General features: G+C 47.7%; 12 protein-coding genes. 9 read left to right on the top strand and 3 right to left on the bottom strand.

Features of this window, described 5'->3' with window-relative positions; translation table 11 throughout:
- Nucleotides 1-18 precede the first annotated feature (18 nt).
- Nucleotides 19-1,440, bottom strand: coding sequence for a hypothetical protein (locus tag IE070_RS08160; protein WP_189482306.1), 1,422 nt, complete (start codon nucleotides 1,438-1,440; stop codon nucleotides 19-21).
- A gap of 278 nt (nucleotides 1,441-1,718) precedes the next feature.
- Between IE070_RS08160 and IE070_RS08165 the strand changes: the two genes are divergently transcribed.
- Together IE070_RS08165 and pulA are read left to right on the top strand one after the other, a co-directional pair.
- Nucleotides 1,719-4,571 carry a TonB-dependent receptor gene (locus IE070_RS08165; protein WP_189482307.1) on the top strand — a complete coding sequence of 951 codons (2,853 nt, stop codon included), beginning with the start codon at nucleotides 1,719-1,721 and terminating at the stop codon, nucleotides 4,569-4,571.
- Nucleotides 4,572-4,660: 89 nt separating this feature from the next.
- Nucleotides 4,661-8,647: a pullulanase-type alpha-1,6-glucosidase gene (pulA, locus tag IE070_RS08170; protein WP_189482308.1), complete on the top strand. Its 3,987-nt coding sequence runs from the start codon at nucleotides 4,661-4,663 to the stop codon at nucleotides 8,645-8,647.
- 109 nt (nucleotides 8,648-8,756) lie between these two features.
- Here pulA and IE070_RS08175 read toward each other — a convergent pair whose 3' ends face one another.
- The gene (locus IE070_RS08175) at nucleotides 8,757-10,475 is read right to left on the bottom strand and encodes an SGNH/GDSL hydrolase family protein (RefSeq protein WP_189482309.1); all 1,719 of its coding nucleotides are present in this window, start codon (nucleotides 10,473-10,475) and stop codon (nucleotides 8,757-8,759) included.
- A gap of 10 nt (nucleotides 10,476-10,485) precedes the next feature.
- Nucleotides 10,486-12,300, bottom strand: coding sequence for an SGNH/GDSL hydrolase family protein (locus tag IE070_RS08180; protein ID WP_229796984.1), 1,815 nt, complete (start codon nucleotides 12,298-12,300; stop codon nucleotides 10,486-10,488).
- A 193-nt stretch (nucleotides 12,301-12,493) separates the two neighbouring features.
- Here IE070_RS08180 and IE070_RS08185 point away from each other — a divergent pair, with 193 nt between their 5' ends.
- The 7 genes from IE070_RS08185 to IE070_RS08215 all read left to right on the top strand — a co-directional run bounded on the left by IE070_RS08185 (nucleotide 12,494) and on the right by IE070_RS08215 (nucleotide 17,820).
- Complete coding sequence (locus tag IE070_RS08185) at nucleotides 12,494-14,335, top strand: carbamoyltransferase family protein (RefSeq protein ID WP_189482311.1); 1,842 nt, start codon at nucleotides 12,494-12,496, stop codon at nucleotides 14,333-14,335.
- A gap of 172 nt (nucleotides 14,336-14,507) precedes the next feature.
- Nucleotides 14,508-14,909 (top strand): SxtJ family membrane protein, encoded by a 402-nt coding sequence (locus tag IE070_RS08190; protein ID WP_189482312.1) that lies wholly within the window; start codon nucleotides 14,508-14,510, stop codon nucleotides 14,907-14,909.
- The gene (locus tag IE070_RS08195; protein WP_189482313.1) at nucleotides 14,909-15,061 is read left to right on the top strand and encodes a DUF5989 family protein; all 153 of its coding nucleotides are present in this window, start codon (nucleotides 14,909-14,911) and stop codon (nucleotides 15,059-15,061) included. The genes IE070_RS08190 and IE070_RS08195 overlap by 1 nt, the downstream gene beginning before the upstream one ends.
- Nucleotides 15,062-15,291: 230 nt before the next feature.
- Nucleotides 15,292-15,615, top strand: coding sequence for a CsbD family protein (locus IE070_RS08200; RefSeq protein WP_229796985.1), 324 nt, complete (start codon nucleotides 15,292-15,294; stop codon nucleotides 15,613-15,615).
- A 70-nt stretch (nucleotides 15,616-15,685) separates the two neighbouring features.
- On the top strand, nucleotides 15,686-16,504 hold the full coding sequence (locus IE070_RS08205) for a BON domain-containing protein (protein WP_189482315.1): 819 nt from the start codon (nucleotides 15,686-15,688) through the stop codon (nucleotides 16,502-16,504).
- 125 nt (nucleotides 16,505-16,629) lie between these two features.
- Entirely contained in the window at nucleotides 16,630-17,343 is a 714-nt protein-coding gene (locus tag IE070_RS08210) for a GGDEF domain-containing protein (protein ID WP_189482317.1), read from the top strand.
- A 123-nt stretch (nucleotides 17,344-17,466) separates the two neighbouring features.
- Nucleotides 17,467-17,820 (top strand): hypothetical protein, encoded by a 354-nt coding sequence (locus tag IE070_RS08215; RefSeq protein ID WP_189482319.1) that lies wholly within the window; start codon nucleotides 17,467-17,469, stop codon nucleotides 17,818-17,820.
- Nucleotides 17,821-17,823: the final 3 nt, after the last annotated feature.

Raw genomic sequence — 17,823 nt, forward strand, 5'->3', positions numbered from 1 at the left:
CTCCACCACGGCGCCGTGTTAGTTTTTACGTTGCTCGGCGCTGTGCCAGAGGTTTTGGTTTTCGGGTACGCTAAAAAAGTTATCGGGTTGCCAGCAATGGGGTAGCAGTTTTTGTGCGTACTGGGCCTCGCCATCTTGGTACAGCGCGTTTAACAGTTCTTTTAAGCGTTTTTCAGGCAGCAATTTTAAGCGATCGCGAGCGGGTTTAAAGTACAAGTTAAGCTCGGTACTTAAGTTGATATTATACCCGGTATTACGATATTGCTGATTGCGGCTGACGACGCGGCATCCGGGGTGCTCTGGCTTTTCAGGATACAGGCTGTTCACAATAGCAAACTCGTACTTAAGCTGTGGTTTGCCATCATCGCCCAAGGGGGTATATACCACGCCGTATCCCTGCGGAAATAAGCCCATCAAACGGAAAAGGCGATCCACTAATACCGCATGGTATTCGGCTCGGTGCACGGCTTCTTTTAATAATAATGCCGCACGAGGCAATGCATCATAGTTGTAACGGGTGCGGGCGGGCAGCACTATTGACGCATAGGCTTGCGGCACTTTAAACAAACTGCCTAAAGGCGTTTCGGTGCTCGCCGTCAAAAAGCGTTGTAATTGGGTTTGAGTGTGTTTTTGCAATTGGCTTTGTTGCTCGCGTTGCTCGCGGTTTCCGCCACGCGCCGGTAATTCGCCAAGGCCAAGCTGTAAAAATGCCAAGCTACCTTGTTTGGCAAATTCAATATAACGGGCACGCTCCTCACTACTCAACGTACGTTCTGTTTTGGCACTAATATCGTGCTCATTTAGAATAGCTTGTGCATTTATATCCAGTTGACCAGAGTGTTGAATAATACAGGCCATCACCACAGGTAATTGCAATTGTTGGCGATAAGGGCAACTTTCTGGCGCGGCCAAATTTCTATTTTCGTACCATTCTTGCCACAGCGGTTCTTTAAGGATTTTTTGCTGGAGTAAATCTTCTAACAGGCGCAAGGTGAGTAGCGCCCTATAGCAAGGCTTGTAGGCATGTTCAATTAGCAGATTTTTACGCTGCTTGGCGGTGGCAGTAATAAGCAGCCCGCCCAAGAGTCTGGCACTTAATGTTAAGGTTTCGCTCGCTTGTGTGCCTTCGCTAAGTTGTAACAGCGCTTCTGCGGCTTGTTTTAAGCTACTCCAGCGTTGAATACGTTGCTTTTCGTCTTCAAACTGCAGATCAGTAAACACTTTACGTGTTTTTTGTAATACCTCTGTTTTGGCTCCAGCCTGTTGTGCCTGTTGCCACGCTAATTCAGCCAGATGCAGGCTTTGTTGTCGCGCCTGTTGGTGGGTAAAAAAATCCAGCGCAAAATGGTAATAGCACGCTTGATTGGGGCTATAAAAATTCGCTAATAGTTGTTCTAAATTACGGACAAAAACCGATTGCTTGCCAAACGCGAGATTCAAAATGCAGGTCCTGTAGCCAGGCTATTTACTGTCTTACAAAATACCACTGTCCAAGCTTACTGCAAAGCGTCCTCGGGTGAAATTGATCGCAATTGCCACAATGCACCATGGTTGTGCTAATACTGGGAACGTTGCACCCTAACTTTCGTTTTGAATACGTATTCATATTGCGAAAAGCCCCGTAACGGTTAATAACTACACAGATAACAAACAGTTTGCACCATGATGCTCTTGTCATGGCCGTGAATACAATAAAAACACAGACGGGGAAAAAAGGTATGACTATGTTTAGGCTTAGTCTGCTGTCGTTAGCTATGCTAACGGCAGGTGCCAGCTCGCAAGTGCTGGCACAGCAACAACAAAATAATCCAACCACGCCTGAGGAAGAAGCCGAAATTGAAGTGATTCAAGTGCGGGGCTTTGCACAAAGCTTATTTCGTTCCTTAGACACCAAACGCTTTGGTGATGTGGTATCTGAAACCATTTCGGCCGATGATCTTGGCGCACTGCCGGATGTCTCGATCGCTGATGCCCTTACCCGGTTGCCGGGTATTTCTGCAGTGCGAACGGGTGGCCAAGCGGCAGAAATTAATATTCGCGGTATGTCAGGGGGCTTTGTATTTTCTACCCTTAATGGCCGTGAGCAGGTGTCAACCAGTGGCAAACGCAATATTGAGTTTGATCAATATCCCTCGGAGCTCATTAATTCAGCTGCTGTTTATAAATCGCCTAAGGCGTCGCTTATCGAGGGCGGTGTAGCGGGTACGGTAGAATTACAGACGGCCAGCGTGCTGAGTAACCAACAGCAACATACCTTTACCGCGAATTTACGCGGTATGTTTAATGATCGCGCGAACGAAGTGCCCGATGGCGAAGAGGTAGGGCACCGTTTCAGTTTGTCTTATCAAGGTAAATACCTAGACGATACGCTGGGAGTGGCTTTAGGCTATGCTCGTTTGTATCAACCCAGTGTTGCTACGCAGTTTATTGGCCTGGCGTATAACGTCAGTCGAGATTTAGATAACAATACCACCCCCGAATACATCAGTGAAGGCTTTGAAATACAGCATTTAGGCGGTGAAGAAACCCGTAATGGCTATTTGGCATCGTTAGAGTGGCAACCACACGATGCCTTTAGTTTAAAAGGCGATGTATTTATTTCGCAATTTGATAAGGAAGCCTTTGCCCGTGGTTTTCGGGTTAAATTTGAAGGCGCTACCGCCGCTATAACAAATCCAATTTATAATGGATCCTCGGTCATTGGTGGCAATATTGGGCGCACTCGCAATGGCTTTACCCGCGTAGAAGTGGTAAACGATGATAACCGTGATTACGACGAAGTGCATAGTTACGGTGTGAAAGCCGATTGGGATATTAACGACAAGATCAATTTGGTCTTTGATGTGTCGCATTCGCGCGCCAGCAGCGATTTCCGCAATGGTTTACTCTGGTCTTTAGTGGCACAAGACGCCACACTAGCAACGCCAGTGCTCGATCCCAATGTGTCGATTAATTATCAATTAAATGGTTTAAATTTACCGGCGATTGGTTTAAGTCAGGCAGCGGCATTCTCCGATATTAATCGGTTAATGGTCAGCAAGTACGGTATTTATCCTTTTGTAAATTCTGATGAAGTCAATGCGGCGCGCTTAGATCTCAGCTTTGATCTGGAATTACCTCTGGTACGCTCGGTGGAAATGGGCGTGCGCTATTCTGCCCGTCGTTATTCAAACGATCGTTCCGTTTTTGAATACGGCAGTGATGGCGCCTTCTTAACCTCTCAACCCCCATTACGGTTAACCCAAGACATGGTCAAGGTGGTTAACTTTAAGGGTGACTTTGCTGCGTACCCCAGCTATTTAGCTATTGATCTCGACAAAGCATTGGCGGCGTGGTTTCCACAAGGGGTGCCTAGCCCTGTGCAATCTTGGGGAGCGGGTAATCCGGATGTGATTAATGGCAATCCCAGTTCTAATGTCAACACGCCATGGTCGGTGTTAGAAAGCGGCAAAGTGTATGAAGATGTGCTGGCCAGCTACGTGATGCTAAACCTCGACACTGAGCTGTTTAGTTTACCGCTTACTGGTAACCTCGGCGTACGCCGCGTAACAACCGATCAAAGTGCGACCAATTTGTCGGATGTAGGTGGTGATCCATTACGGGGTGCCCAAAATATTGCTGATGATGTTGGTTTAATCAATACGCGTTATGCTTTTGATATTGTAGGTGAAAAGTATACTAAACACTTACCTAGCCTTAATTTAAATTTGGCCTTAACCGATGAATGGCAATTACGTTTTGCCTCGGCCAAAGTGATTTCACGGGCGCCGATAAACCGTTTAGCCTCGGTCACATCATTTAATATCAGTGATACGGGTGAAATTACCGGTAATAGCTCGAATAGCCCGTTTTTACGGCCATTCGAAGCCAATCAATACGATGTCTCGTTAGAGTATTACTTTGGGGCGGGTGCGGTCGCTTTTGCACTGTTTTACAAAGATATCCAATCTTTTATCCAAGACGATGTGTTACCCGAGTTTGATTTTAAAGCCGCGGGTTTTCCTGTGCCTGACTTTATTATCCCTGACATTGAATCGGGTGTGCCGGTAGCAACACGCAATGGCTCGTTGTTTACTGCGGTCAATAATAGCAACGGCGGTTATATTCGCGGTGCTGAAATTGCCTGGACCCAAGTATTTAAAGAGCTTCCCGGTATCTGGTCAGGGCTGGGCGCACAATTAAGCTACTCCTATACCGAAAGTGAAGTCTCGCTAATCAATAGCTTGGGTGGCGAACCGTTTGAAACCAGTTTTGAAGGGTTATCCAAGAATGTCGTTAATGCTACGGCGTTTTGGGAATATGAAGGTATTGATACGCGTATTAACGCGCGCTATCGCTCGCCCTTTGTATCCAGTCAAGTTGGGATTAACGAGCAAATTACCAATTTTGATAGTGAACTCGTGTTGGACTTCCAGTTTGGTTATCAGTTTAACGACAACCTGAAAATGTTGTTTCAAGTTAATAACTTAACCGATGAACCTACTAAGAGTTATTTTGGCCAACAAGCCATGACGGGTACGCTGCAGTATTTTGGGCGTCAGTATTTCTTAGGTGCGGTGTATTCGTTTTAACCAAACAGACTAAGACACAGAGACCCTAACCGCCAAGCGTCTTGCTGGGGTTGCGGGAATCACCAGTATAATTTTGGAGTAAGCACATAATGTTTAATATGCTGAAAATGCTCAAATTGAGCGGGCTAGCGTTAGCGGCTGGCTTGTTGTATGGCTGCGGTGGGGGCGATTCCACCACCCCAGGTACGTCATTACTGACTTGTACCTTGCCAAAAGTACCGAACCCAACTAATTCCGCTTGTATAGATCCTCCTGCCTTTTCATGTCCCAAAGGGCAATTCCCTAATGCCACCAATGACGGGTGTCAGGTGGGTAAAGATCCCAATGCACCAGCGCCGGTAGTAAAGGCGGGTCCTAATCAAGCCGTACTGTTTTACAAGAGACCACAAGATGGCGTTTATGATGGCTATCGCTTGCATACATGGAACAATGAGAATTGTGATGCCTATTTACCGTCGTCAATAGCGCCGTCTTGGGATAATGGTTTGCAATACAATGGCGTTGATCCAAACTATGGCGCTTATTGGATTTTAGAATTAAAACCTGGGTACGCGGGCACGGAAGGTGCTTGTGGTAACTTTATCATCCATATTGGCACCGACGATGCGGGTAAAGATCCTGGCCCAGATATGCAAATGCCATTATCACAAGATGATCCAGACTTTGCCCGTATGAACTGGGTATTCTCTGGCGTAACCAGTATTTACGAATTTCCTATTGTATCACTGGGCGTTAGTATTCAAGGGGCATCTGCACATTGGCTAGATGCCAATACCTTTGTATGGAATACACCAGTGGCTGATACCGCACCGAGTGTGAAATTATTTTACTCCACCGATGCTGGTTTAAAGGTGAATAATAGCGATCAGATTGAAGGTGGCAATAGTATTGAGCTAACACCGATAGCGTTGGATGAGCAACAGCGTGCCCTAGTACCGCATTTAAATAATGCCGCCGCCTTTAGTGCGAACTTTACGGCGGGAGAAGCGAAAACCATGGCGAAAAACCAGTTGGCTTTGGCTGCCTATAACAGCGACAACGAACTGGTGAGTGCGTCGTATGTGCAAGTGGCAAAGGTGCTGGACGATTTATACGCAAGTGGTACCGACAGTGCGCTAACGGAAAAACTGGGTATTAGTTACGAGGGCAGTAATGTGAAAGTGGCCGTTTGGGCACCCACTGCTCGCACCATGCAATTGAAAGTGTATAACAGCAGTAAAGCGCTAACTGCAACCCATACCATGACCTTGGATGCGGATACCGGTGTGTGGCATTACACGGGCGCACGTAGTGCACTCGATCGCCAATTTTATCGTTTTGCGGCAGAGGTTTACCATCCATTAACCCGCAAAGTGGAAATGACTGAAGCAACAGATCCGTATTCGGTTAATGTGTCTACTAATGGCCGTTTTAGTCAATTTGTTGATTTAAACGACGAAGATACCAAGCCGATAGGGTGGGCTACCCGCGTGATTCCAGAGGTTGTGAATCCAACCGATATCGTGATTTACGAAGGGCATGTTCGTGATTTCAGTATTCGTGACATGAGCACACCAGCACCGCATCGAGGTAAATATTTAGCGTTCGCCGAAGTCGATTCTGCGCCAGTTAAGCATTTGAAAAAACTTGCTGAAAACGGCTTAACCCATTTCCATGTGTTACCGTTAAATGATCAGGCCAATATTAATGAAGATCCTACTCGCCGGATTAACCTCACCGATACCATTGCCCGTTTATGTCAGTTAAATGCGCAAGCACCTGTGTGCGGTGTAGAAAATGCCAATTCGACCATTCAGGCTGTGCTAGAAAGCTATTTGCCTTATGAGTCAAAGGCTCAGGCCTTGGTACAATCGATGCGCAGCATCGATGGCTTTAATTGGGGTTACGATCCACATCATTTTATTGCTGTAGAAGGCAGTTATGCCTCTAACCCAGAAGGTATAGCGCGGATCAAAGAAGTGCGCGCCATGAACAAAGCCTTAAATGATATGGGGCTGCGTGTGGCTTTAGACGTGGTTTACAACCACACCAGCAGTTCTGGATTATTCGATAATTCCGTATTCGATAAGTTAGTCCCTGGCTACTATCATCGTTACAACGAAAACACCGGGAATATTGAGCGTTCGACCTGCTGCGAGAATACGGCGACTGAACATAAGATGTTTGATAAGTTTATTAAAGACTCGTTAATCATCTTAGCGCGTGATTTTGGTTTTAACGATTTCCGCTTTGATATTATGGGCCATCACCCGAAAGAGGGAATTTTAGCAGCGCGTGAAGCGGTACAAGCTATTGATCCTAATGTGTATTTCTATGGTGAGGGCTGGAACTTTGGTGAGGTTGCCAATAATCGTTTATTTACCCAAGCGAAACAGCAAGATATGGCAGGCAGTGGCGTAGGTACCTTTAACGATCGTATTCGTGAGGGGGTGCGCAGTGCAGCCTTGTTTAGTGGGGTAAACAACGATGGCAATTTGGCCGAGCAAGATATTGTGCGGATCAGCTTAGCGGGTACCTTAAAAGATTACGTATTTAAAAACTATCGCGATATTACTGGCCCAGCTGTGAGCGCCAATTGGAATGGTCAAGCCGCAGGCTATGCTGAAACCCCCGCCGATATTATTAACTACGTCTCTAAGCATGATAACGAAACGCTGTGGGATAATTTGCAAGCCAAGCTGCCACAAGAGATGACATTGGCAGAGCGGGTTCGGGTGCAAAATATCGCTATCGCTATTCCGTTGATGAGCCAAGGTATTCCGTTCTTACAATTGGGTGGGGATTTCTTACGTTCAAAATCGATGGATCGCGATAGTTACGATTCTGGCGATTGGTTTAATTTTGTTGATTTTACCTATCAGACGAATAACTGGGCCGTAGGTTTACCGCTGGCAGAGAAAAACGAAGCCAACTGGGACAATATCGCGCGTTTATTTTTAAACCGAGAAACCACACCTGAGAATCGTGATATTACCTTTGCCGCAGATGTGTTTGCAGAGTTTTTAAGTATCCGTAGCAGTAGCCCCTTGTTCCGCTTAACCAGTGGTCAAGCCGTTATGGATCGCGTCGGCTTCCACAATATTGGTCGCACCCAGAAGCAAGGGGTAATTGTGATGAGCTTGGACGATGGTTTAGGGTTAACCGATTTAGATCCTCAGCACGATGCCATCGTAGTGATGATCAATGGTACCGATACCGAGCAATCACATACAGTGCCCACTGCGGCTGGTTTTGATTTACACCCAATTCAGCAAGCCTCAGTAGATACCTCCGTTCGTAGTGCCAGCTTCAGTGCCGGAACGAACGAAGGCACCTTTACAGTACCTGCGCAAACCATTGCCGTATTTGTGAAAACTCAAATGGGGGCGCAAGGTGCAGGCTTAGCGGCCGATGCTACTTTGGGAGCGCCTGATATCCCGCCTTATGCTGCAACCGACGTCTTTGTTCGAGGTGGTTTTAACGGCTGGGGTGAAGCGAATGCGTTCACATACGATGGTGCGGGTATTTACACTGCGACCATTAATATTGACCAAGGCAATTATGAATTTAAAGTGGCTTCAAGTGATTGGTCAACAGTGAATATGGGCGCTGCAGCGGCTGGCAATCAGGTTGTGGTAGGCGAGCCTTTAGTGATTGCGGCAAGCAACGATAATTTACGGATTGCTATACCAAAAACATCGGCCTATGTGTTTACGTTAGATGCCAATAACGCCAGTGCACCAACCTTAACGGTACGCGAATATGTGCCGTATGGCCCAACCACGGTATTTTTACGGGGCGGCATGAATGGCTGGGGTGAAACTAATGCCTTTAACTATGTTGGTGCGAACATTTATAGTGTCGATATTAGTATTACTGCCGGTAACTATGAATTCAAAGTAGCATCGAGTGATTGGGCTACGGTGAATATGGGCGCAGGACCTGCTGGCAATACCGTTTCACCTGGCGTACCACTGCGTATTGCACCAAGTAATGATAATTTACGGATGAATTTTGCGGAAACGGCTACCTATAACTTCTTATTAAACGCCACGGCAACACAAGAGCCGGAGTTAACGGTGACGAAGAAGGAGTAAATGGGCGCTTAAAAGCTTGTCTTGAAAGCGTGTAATTGAAATATTACGTTGTTCAAAACACGCAATAAGCAACACGTAATAAAAAGCTGCAGCCGGTCTGCAGCTTTTTTTATTTCCAGCGCTGTAATAACACCTTTGCTTGCGCGGGTGGCGTAGGGGTTCGTAAAGCCCGATCTAAATAGTGTTTAGCTTCACCTTGGCGGCCGGCTTGCAGCAAAATTTGTGCAGCCTGCAAATTGGCCTTGCCATCATGGGGTAGCGCGTCGGCAATAATTAACAAGGTTTTGAGCAGCATATCGCCATTACGTTGTTGATGATAATACTGCGCCATTTGGCTTTGCATCGAGAGCCAATCCAATTTGCCTTGTACGTGATCTTGCGCCAGCTGCTCTGGTAACGATGTGGGTGTAGGAAATGTGACGGGCTGAGGTTCGACAGTAAAAGGATAATCTGCAGTCAGTTGTAAAATACGTAAATACCCGGCATGTTCTTCGGCGGGCGTTAAGGGCCGCTCTTGCCAAGCAATTTCTGCCGGTACAGGGTTGGGCCAAGCGGCAAACGCTTGTTGTTGATACAGCGCGCGATAAAAACTGTCGGCAAGTAAAAAGTAGCCTTGCACATTCGGGTGCACATGCTCCAACATCAAACTTTTACCCACTAAACCATGCGGCGAGTTGGCGATAAAAGCCGCTTCGCTATCAACTAAAAAAGCCGCCTGTTGTTCGGCTAACCCTTTTATCTGTTCGTTAATCGCTTGAGGGGCTCGAAAACGCAAAAGATCTTGTTCGCGAGCTTGCACGAAGTGCTGTTTAGCCCGTTCCGCTTGCCCTTGTTGGCGATACCATTGCCCTAGCTCATAATGCAACAAGGCATGGCCGGTTGCGTTCGCCTCGTCTGTTAAAACCTGAAGAACCTGTTGTGGTGCTGTTTTGCTAGCATCATTAGTGTTTTGGCTGGTTGGGATCTGTAATTGGTGTAACTGCTGTTGCTGCGTAGTGGTTAAAGCAGGGCTTACAAAGGGCGGTTGATCGGCCAGATTACTGACGATGGTACTGATGTATACTGGTATTCCCGCGGCGCGGTAATGTGCCAGTAAGTGTTGCATATTATGCTGAAATTGCGTAATACCGGCCTTAAACGTCGCAGAGTCCAGAGCAATATTTTTATCCCGTGCCACCTGTGCCATAAAGGTTCTACTATTCTCTACCTTTGTGGGGGCTGGCAAAAGCTGTTGATAGCCTTGTTCTAGCAATTGCACACTGCGTAATTGCCGCAAGCGCAGCAGCCAGCGTGTTGCCCAAGGCGAGTTGGCTGCTAAATACGTGGAACCCACGCCAAGCAAGCCCAAATATTCATTATGACCCGCATAAATCAATACGGCATCGGGTTTGAGCGCAATAATCTCGTCGGCAAAATCGAGCAGCGTATAACTGTTTACCGCCGATAATGCGGTATTGATTACTTCTACAGGCCGCTCTGGAAAGGTGCGGCGTAAGCGTTGCTCTAGCATCCCCGCTAAAGCCGCACCCATACCATAAGGATAACCGGCTGCAGTTGATCCTCCTTGAACCACCAGACGAATGCCGTTAGCCGGTTTGTCTTTTAGCACAAAACTTGGCTCTAATGTCACTCTTGGAACCGATGCGCCCTTCGGAAAGTAGCGCTGCACAATCTGCGCTTCGGTCACCAGGTAAGCGGGGTTTGCCGGGTAGGGCTTAAACAAGGGTAAGGGAGCAGCCGGGACCATTAACCGCAGGCTATATTCAAGTAGCAGTAAGAACAGCACGGGCAAACTGATTGCGATAAGTCGGAATAGCCAGAGTTTCATAGCAATGGTCTCATTGAGTAGGGGGGGCATTGGGTGCTGCGCGTTGCTGCATTTGCTGGCGTAATTGTGCCTGCTGGCGTTTCGCTACCGCATGGTCTGGCGCGCGCGCCAGTACCGCTTCAACCTGTTGCAGGGCCTCGGGCCAGCGATCGGAAAAATAGTAAGTGCGGGCTAACATTAAACGGTAATGTAACTCATCCGGGGCGAGTGTAATGGCACGACGTTGGTAGTAGGCGGCAAGCACCAGATCTTGGCTATCGAAATACAGTTGTCCAGCTACAAAAGCGCTATTCGCCTGATTGGGGATGGCATCAAACAATAATCCTGCAACCTTCGCCGCCAGCGACGGTTGTTGTTGTTGTTGGTAATACGTAAGAAGTTGCTGCGAGCTGTCCAACCAGCTTAAGCCTTGAGCGCGCTGCCAAGCGAGCTGGTGCGCCAGGGTCGGCTGTGGCCCAAAGCTCACCGTGTGCGGTTGGCTAACAAAGGGATAGTCGGCGGTAAGTTGCTTAATTTTAAACGCTGCTAGTAGCGTATCGACCTCCGTTAGCGGCATATCGGCCCACGCTTGAGCTGTGGATACTGCTGCTGGGCGACTATTAAGCTGTTGCTGTATCTGGGGTAACCAGCTCTCTGCCAGTAAAAAATAGCCTTGGGCGTTTGGGTGTAAGTGTTCTAGCATCAGTGTGTAATCAACAATGCCATGTTTTGTGGCGGCACGCAGCTGTTGTTCGCTATCCACCAGCGGTAGCTGAAATTGCTCGGCCAACTGCCGAAGTTGCTGGTTTATTGCCAGGGGCGCTCGAAAACGTAGTAAATCGTGTTCGCGGGCGAGTTGAAAATGTGTGCGTGCGTTGTCGTAATGGCCTGTTTCGAGCCAACGCTCCGCCAATTGAAAATGCCAGCTCGCCACCGTTTCATCTTGCTGTAAGGCCTGCTGTAGCTGCTGTATAGCGTGATCCTTATCGGCGGGCAACACCAGCGCTTCTTGGCTAGATACAAACGGCGCCTGTTGTTCGTTACTCGCCAAGGTGCTCAGCAAAACCGGTACGCCAACGTCTTGGTAGGTTTTTAATAAGGCGTGCATATTCGTCTGAAACTGACGAATACCTGCGTGATAAAGCGGGCTGTCCAGCGCAATATGCTGCTCAGCGGCAATGCGTGCCATCATGGTGCGCTCATTGGCTGCTGGCGTGCTATCTGTCTGGTAAACGTGGCTAAGCAGCTGTTGCGCGACTTGCACTAAGGCCAAGCGCGGCAATAACAGATAAAGTTGCTTGGTATAATGGCTCCCCGTGCCGAGCAACGCAGATCCCACTCCCATGATACCCAAATACTCGTTATGTCCTGCGTAAATGATCACTAAATCGGGCTGCAGTGCCAGAATCTCGTCACCTAGATCCCGCAGCGTGTAAGAGTTAACCGCAGACATCGCCGTATTGATCACCAGTATATCGTGTTCTGGGTATAACCGTTTTAACCGCTGTTGCAACATGGCCGCGGGTGAGCCAAAACGGCCATACGGAAAACCTGCGGCACTCGACCCCCCTTGCAGCACAATCCGAAATTGTCCGGCGGGCTTATCGGCTAAAATAAATTGGGTGTCAATGGCAAGTGCGGGTGCGCTGGCGGGGTTTAAAAAATAGCGCTTAATCAGATCGGGATTGGTTTGTAAATAACCTGGCATAGCAGGGGCGTTGATAAATAAGGGATAGGTTTTATACCAAGGACTTAACCGTAGCACGCCTTCAAGTGCCGCCAGCATAAACAACGGGATCAGCAAGGCAATAATATAAAAGAGTAAGCGGTTTTTTTTGTTCGCCATCAAGCGCATACCGTTGTAAAAGACTGTGATAAAACTACGTTACCTGAAGGTGATTGTAGCAGCAAGATTTTGCTGATTAAGCTCTATCATCAGGCGTAAAATCAGGTTAAGTTAAGCTTATGAACTCAGGCGAAATGGTTAGCAGCCTAACCTACAGAATAAATACAATAAGAATAAGAAGCCTATCAAGACCATGACGCGTTATATCTTAGGAATTTCCTGTTATTACCACGATAGTGCAGCATGTTTGTTGCAAGATGGGCGCATTGTTGCTGCTGCACAGCAAGAGCGTTTTAGTCGGGTGAAGCATGATGCCGCCTTTCCAACGGCAGCCATTCAGTATTGTTTAGCCGAGGCAGGTATTGAACTGTCGCAGCTTAGTGCCGTGGTATTTTACGATAAACCCTTTTTAAAATTTGAACGTTTACTCGAAACGTATTTAGCCCATGCGCCGCGGGGATTTCGCTCATTTTTGGCTGCCATGCCTGTTTGGCTAAAAGAAAAGCTTTATTTAAAAACCGTGCTTCGGCGTGAGCTGCGTCAATTAGCAGGTGTTGAAAATAATGAAACACTACCGAGGTTATTGTTTAGTCAGCATCATCAGGCGCATGCCGCGTCGGCGTTTTATGCTAGCCCCTATCACGATGCGGCGGTGATCTGTTTAGACGGCGTGGGGGAATGGGCCACGTCTACCCTTTGGCATGGTAAAGGCAATCAGTTAACGCCGTTAGCCGAGCTCCATTTTCCGCACTCGTTAGGTTTATTGTATTCGGCGTTTACCTATTACTGCGGTTTTAAAGTCAACTCGGGTGAATATAAGCTGATGGGATTGGCACCCTATGGCCAGCCAAGGTTTGTCGATATCCTTTATCGTGAACTGATTGATGTAAAAGCCGATGGCAGTTTTGCGTTAAATATGACGTATTTTGCCTATCCGGTCGGCTCTCGGATGATTAACCAAAAATTTGAGCGCTTGTTCGGCGCGCCTGCCTTAGCACCCGACGCGACTCCCAGTCAGCATTATCTGGATGTTGCCGCTTCTATACAGCAAGTAACCGAAGACATTGTGTTAAAGATTGCGCGATATGCTCAGCTGCTGACCGGTGCTAATAAAGTGTGTTTAGCGGGCGGGGTGGCGCTTAATTGTGTGGCAAATGGCCGTTTATTACGGGAGGGCCCTTTTCAAGCGCTTTGGATTCAGCCCGCGGCTGGCGATGCGGGCGGCGCCTTAGGTGCAGCACTCTTAGCCTGGTATCAGTATTACGATCAGCCGCGTCACAGTGATGAACGTCACGATCAGATGCAAGGTGCCTATTTAGGTCCTGCCTATACCGATGCTGAGATCATCACTCTGCTGGAGGCGCAGCAGGTGCCCTATCAACTGCTGTCAGGCGACGAACGCTCTGCGCAGGTATCGGCATTACTGGCTGCAGGCAAGGTGGTTGGGTGGTTTCAAGGCCGGATGGAATTTGGCCCGCGCGCCTTGGGCAATCGTTCTATTTTAGGCGATGCTCGCAGCCCGAAGATGCAAAGTGTGCTTAATCTTAAAATTAAACAGCGGGAATCGTTTCGGCCTTTTGCGCCCGCTATTTTAGCTGAGCACGCCGCACAGTATTTCGACTTGGCCACGTCTAGCCCCTATATGCTGCTGGTGGCTGCGTTACAGCCGGCTTATCGCATAGCGCCCGATACCGACGTTACAGGGCTAGCGCAGCAAGCCCAAGTACGCTCGTGCTTACCGGCCATAACCCATGTCGATTACAGTGCCAGGGTGCAAACGGTTGATGCCCACAGTAATCCGGAATTTTATCAATTATTACAAGCCTTTAAAGCGCTAACAGGTACGCCGATATTAATTAATACCTCGTTTAATGTCAGAGGCGAACCGCCAGTGTGTAGCCCTTTCGACGCCCTACAGGGATTTTGGGCAACCGATATGGATTACTTAGTGCTAGGCAATACATTGCTGAGTAAAGCAGCACAAAATCCTGAACAGATTGCGCAAGCGCAACAGCGAGTATTTGCGGCAGATTAATGCGCCTCAAAGAAGGTCGAGAAATTGCCATATTCAACAATGTGCTAAGCAAAAAGATATTAAGCAAATTAGGCATTAAGTCGCGCCAGCGCTTAGCAAAACAACATTAAGTGAGCACGCATTTAACACAAAGGTGTTAAGCAAAAGGGTTTAAATAGGAGTCATAAAGCGCATGCAGTTACTTAGCCAACACAATGTTACGGGTTTAAGGCGTTTTGCCTGGCAAATGGCTATTGCGGTGATCGTGCTCTTCGCTGGCATCTTGCCATGGTTATTTAGCTGGCCGTGGCCACAGTGGCCCTTTTATCTGGCAGCGGGCTTAGTGTTGTTAGCGCTCGCGTATCCGCGAGGTGTCTATTATCCCTATCGCGCGTGGATGGCCTTTGCGGCGATGATGGGTTGGATTAATACCCGGCTTGTATTAGGCATCGTGTTTTATGTCTTAATTTTCCCAATAGGTTTGGTGTTGCGTGCGACTGGAAAATTGCAATATCGCGCTGCGCCAAACGCGATCAGTTATTGGCAAAAACCGGATAAGCATCCTACCGCCAAAGATTTAGAGGACCCTTTTTAATGCGCGAATTTTTAACCGATTTATGGGCTTTTTTACGTGTGCGTAAAAAAATATGGTTATTGCCAATTATTGTCGTGTTGGCGTTACTGGGTGGCCTTATTGTGGCGAGTCAGCAATCGGCACTCGCAGGATTGATTTACACCTTATTCTAACATCTGCTTTAAAGACGCTATTAAATAAGAGCACATATCAGTCTGGCCTAACCGTCATCTGGTGTAAACCAGATAACGGTCTTCGTTTTTTCAAAACGAATTGTAAGTCTTAGTTGACAGAAAACCGCGATATGCGCGCTAGCGCACCGAAATAGTGGTTTTTTTCTTCTACAGTAGCCAAACCGTCAACATGTAATGGTGCATGTTGCTGAGTTAGTACAGAGGCTACCATGAAACCACAAACGCATAAAAATACCGACAAAGCCGATAAAGCCGACAAAGTCATTTCTAATCGCAATGAACCTGCAGCATCTTCCAAAACGGTTGTTAAAACCGCCATGCCAACAACAACAGCACCAAAAACCAAGGGCAAATGGGGCGATCAAATTAAAGCAGCAAAGCACGAGTGGAGTAAGTTGAGTGAGGCTGAACTGCTGAAAAGTGACGGGGATTCACAGCAACTTACTGGGCTGGTGCAACAGCGATATGCCATTGAGCGCCATGTTGCTGAAAAACAAGTAAAAGCTTTTTTGGTTAAATGCAATATCGCGTAATAAGGCACGGCGCTGCTTGTGCTTATGGGCGATCGGCGCGCTTTTTTCATACACCAAAAGGAATACTTAGATGAAACATAATGTTCGTACGTTTTTACAGATCAGCGCCTTGTCTTTGGCCTTAAGCAGTGCCAATGCGTTGGCGGCCAATGACAACAAGCCAACAACAGCCACTGATGCTGTGGCAAATGCCCGTTACGAAACACAAATTTGGACAACGTATGCGTTGAGTCCTTATTTACGGGCTAATCAATTATCCGTTAGCGTCGTGGCTGGCAAGGCAACACTCTCCGGTCATGTCGCCGAGGCGGTGCATAAAGAGTTGGCGGGCGAAATTGCTGCAGGGGTAAATGGCATCGACAAAGTGGACAATAACATTGTGGTTGATGCCGACTACGCGGCCACCACGAATGATGGTAAGCGCAGTTATGGTGATGTGATTGATGATGCCTCTATTACCACCGCCGTTAAATCCAAATTACTCTGGAGTAAGCATACCGAGGGGATGGACACCATGGTGGTGACGCAAAATGGCAAAGTGGTTCTAACGGGTTCGGTCGCCACTAATGAGGCGAAACAGCAAGCCGAAAAATTAGCCAAGAACACGCATGGCGTGCGTGCGGTAGATAATCAATTACGCGTTAATGATAAAGCACCTGCAGCAGAAAAAAGCACCATAATGGCCGATAGCTGGATCACCACCAAGGTGAAATCGACTTTACTGTATTCGAGTAATGTCGCCGGTGCTGATATTTCGGTGAATACGGTCGGGGGTGTGGTGACGCTGGCAGGCAAAGTCGACAGTGGGGTAGAGCAAGCGTTAGCAATCGAATTGGCTCAAAATATCCGTGGCGTAAAACGGGTTTCCTCAACTGAGCTAACGTTCTAACGTGTGACAGGGTGCTGGCTTTGCGCGGAGACATCCGTCTTTCGCGCAGGGAGTAGCATAGGATGTGATGGTGAGTAGTAGCAGGCTTGTAACTCACGCTTAAGGGTCATTAGATGGGGTATAAGATGGCAATATTTCAACATTTACAATCAGTTGCTGCACTTCAAGTTCAAGCCGATACGCTCTCAGCAGAGGCTATTCGCGTAAAGTGTGAAGCTATTTTGCAACAACACAATGTTATGCAAGCGCAGCACCAACAACAACGGATTAATAAGTTGTTGGTATTAGCATTGTTACATGCCTATGAAGAACATAAGCAACATGCTCTGCAATTGCAGCAGGCACGCGCTGCTAACCAGTATGATGCCCTTACTCAGACGCCCAATCGCAATATTATGCGCGATAGGATCCAGCAGGCCATTAGCAGTAGTAAACGGCAACATAAAAACTTCGCCATTCTTTTTATTGATTTAGATAATTTTAAACCCGTAAACGATCAGTATGGACATGCGGCGGGGGATATAGTGTTGCAGCAAGTGGCAACACGATTAACCCAAAGCATTCGAGACAGTGATACCTTGAGTCGCTATGGGGGCGATGAGTTTTTAGTCCTACTGCCAGAGATAGGGTCGCGTGAGGATGTAAAAGCCATTGCCGAGAAAATGGTAACCGGCTTAGCAGACACTTATCTATGTAATGAGCAGCAAGTACATATTTCTGCCAGTATTGGTATTGCTATGTTTCCACAAGACGGAAGCGATATGAGCAGTTTAGTTAAACACGCGGATACGGCGATGTATTGTGCTAAACGTCAGGGTGGTAATGCGGTATCTGGCTAAACAGAATGATAGCAGATGTATTGTGTTCGGTGCGCTGGCGCACCGACTGCGCCGTGCTTACACGCGATAATCCCCCACTAACGTGGGTAATATAGCTCACGTTAATTCAAAACCGAGGTTGCAATGGATAAGCCAATAGAACCAAACTTAGGCAATAAACTGCCTCAGCGTAGTATTGATAACGTAATTGATGGTGTGTATCATGGTCTAGACGCTGTATCGGATGCGACGAGCCCCGCACTGCATAAGATATCAGCAAGTGCGCATCAGGCATTAGATACGTTAGCGAGTGGTGCAAATCATGCAGTGGATGCGATCGCCAATGGCACTGCAAAATTACAGCATGCTCAGCAGCACTTTGGTGAGCGCTGCCGCTGTCAGGTTCGTGATAGGCCGTTAATGTCGGTTGGAACGGCGATGGTGGCAGGAATGCTGTTCAGTTGGTGGTTAAATCGCTCGCGTAAAACCGAGCACTAAAAG

This window comes from Alishewanella tabrizica (assembly GCF_014652375.1).
GTDB lineage: Bacteria > Pseudomonadota > Gammaproteobacteria > Enterobacterales > Alteromonadaceae > Alishewanella > Alishewanella tabrizica.

Coding starts and splice junctions, on each gene's coding strand:
- IE070_RS08190 (WP_189482312.1), top strand. CDS start 14,508: ATGCAGTTACTTAGCCAACACAATGTTACGGGTTTAAGGCGTTTTGCC.
- IE070_RS08175 (WP_189482309.1), bottom strand. CDS start 10,475: ATGAAACTCTGGCTATTCCGACTTATCGCAATCAGTTTGCCCGTGCTG.
- IE070_RS08205 (WP_189482315.1), top strand. CDS start 15,686: ATGAAACATAATGTTCGTACGTTTTTACAGATCAGCGCCTTGTCTTTG.
- IE070_RS08215 (WP_189482319.1), top strand. CDS start 17,467: ATGGATAAGCCAATAGAACCAAACTTAGGCAATAAACTGCCTCAGCGT.
- IE070_RS08180 (WP_229796984.1), bottom strand. CDS start 12,300: ATGGCGAACAAAAAAAACCGCTTACTCTTTTATATTATTGCCTTGCTG.
- IE070_RS08200 (WP_229796985.1), top strand. CDS start 15,292: ATGAAACCACAAACGCATAAAAATACCGACAAAGCCGATAAAGCCGAC.
- IE070_RS08165 (WP_189482307.1), top strand. CDS start 1,719: ATGACTATGTTTAGGCTTAGTCTGCTGTCGTTAGCTATGCTAACGGCA.
- IE070_RS08185 (WP_189482311.1), top strand. CDS start 12,494: ATGACGCGTTATATCTTAGGAATTTCCTGTTATTACCACGATAGTGCA.
- IE070_RS08210 (WP_189482317.1), top strand. CDS start 16,630: ATGGCAATATTTCAACATTTACAATCAGTTGCTGCACTTCAAGTTCAA.
- pulA (WP_189482308.1), top strand. CDS start 4,661: ATGTTTAATATGCTGAAAATGCTCAAATTGAGCGGGCTAGCGTTAGCG.
- IE070_RS08195 (WP_189482313.1), top strand. CDS start 14,909: ATGCGCGAATTTTTAACCGATTTATGGGCTTTTTTACGTGTGCGTAAA.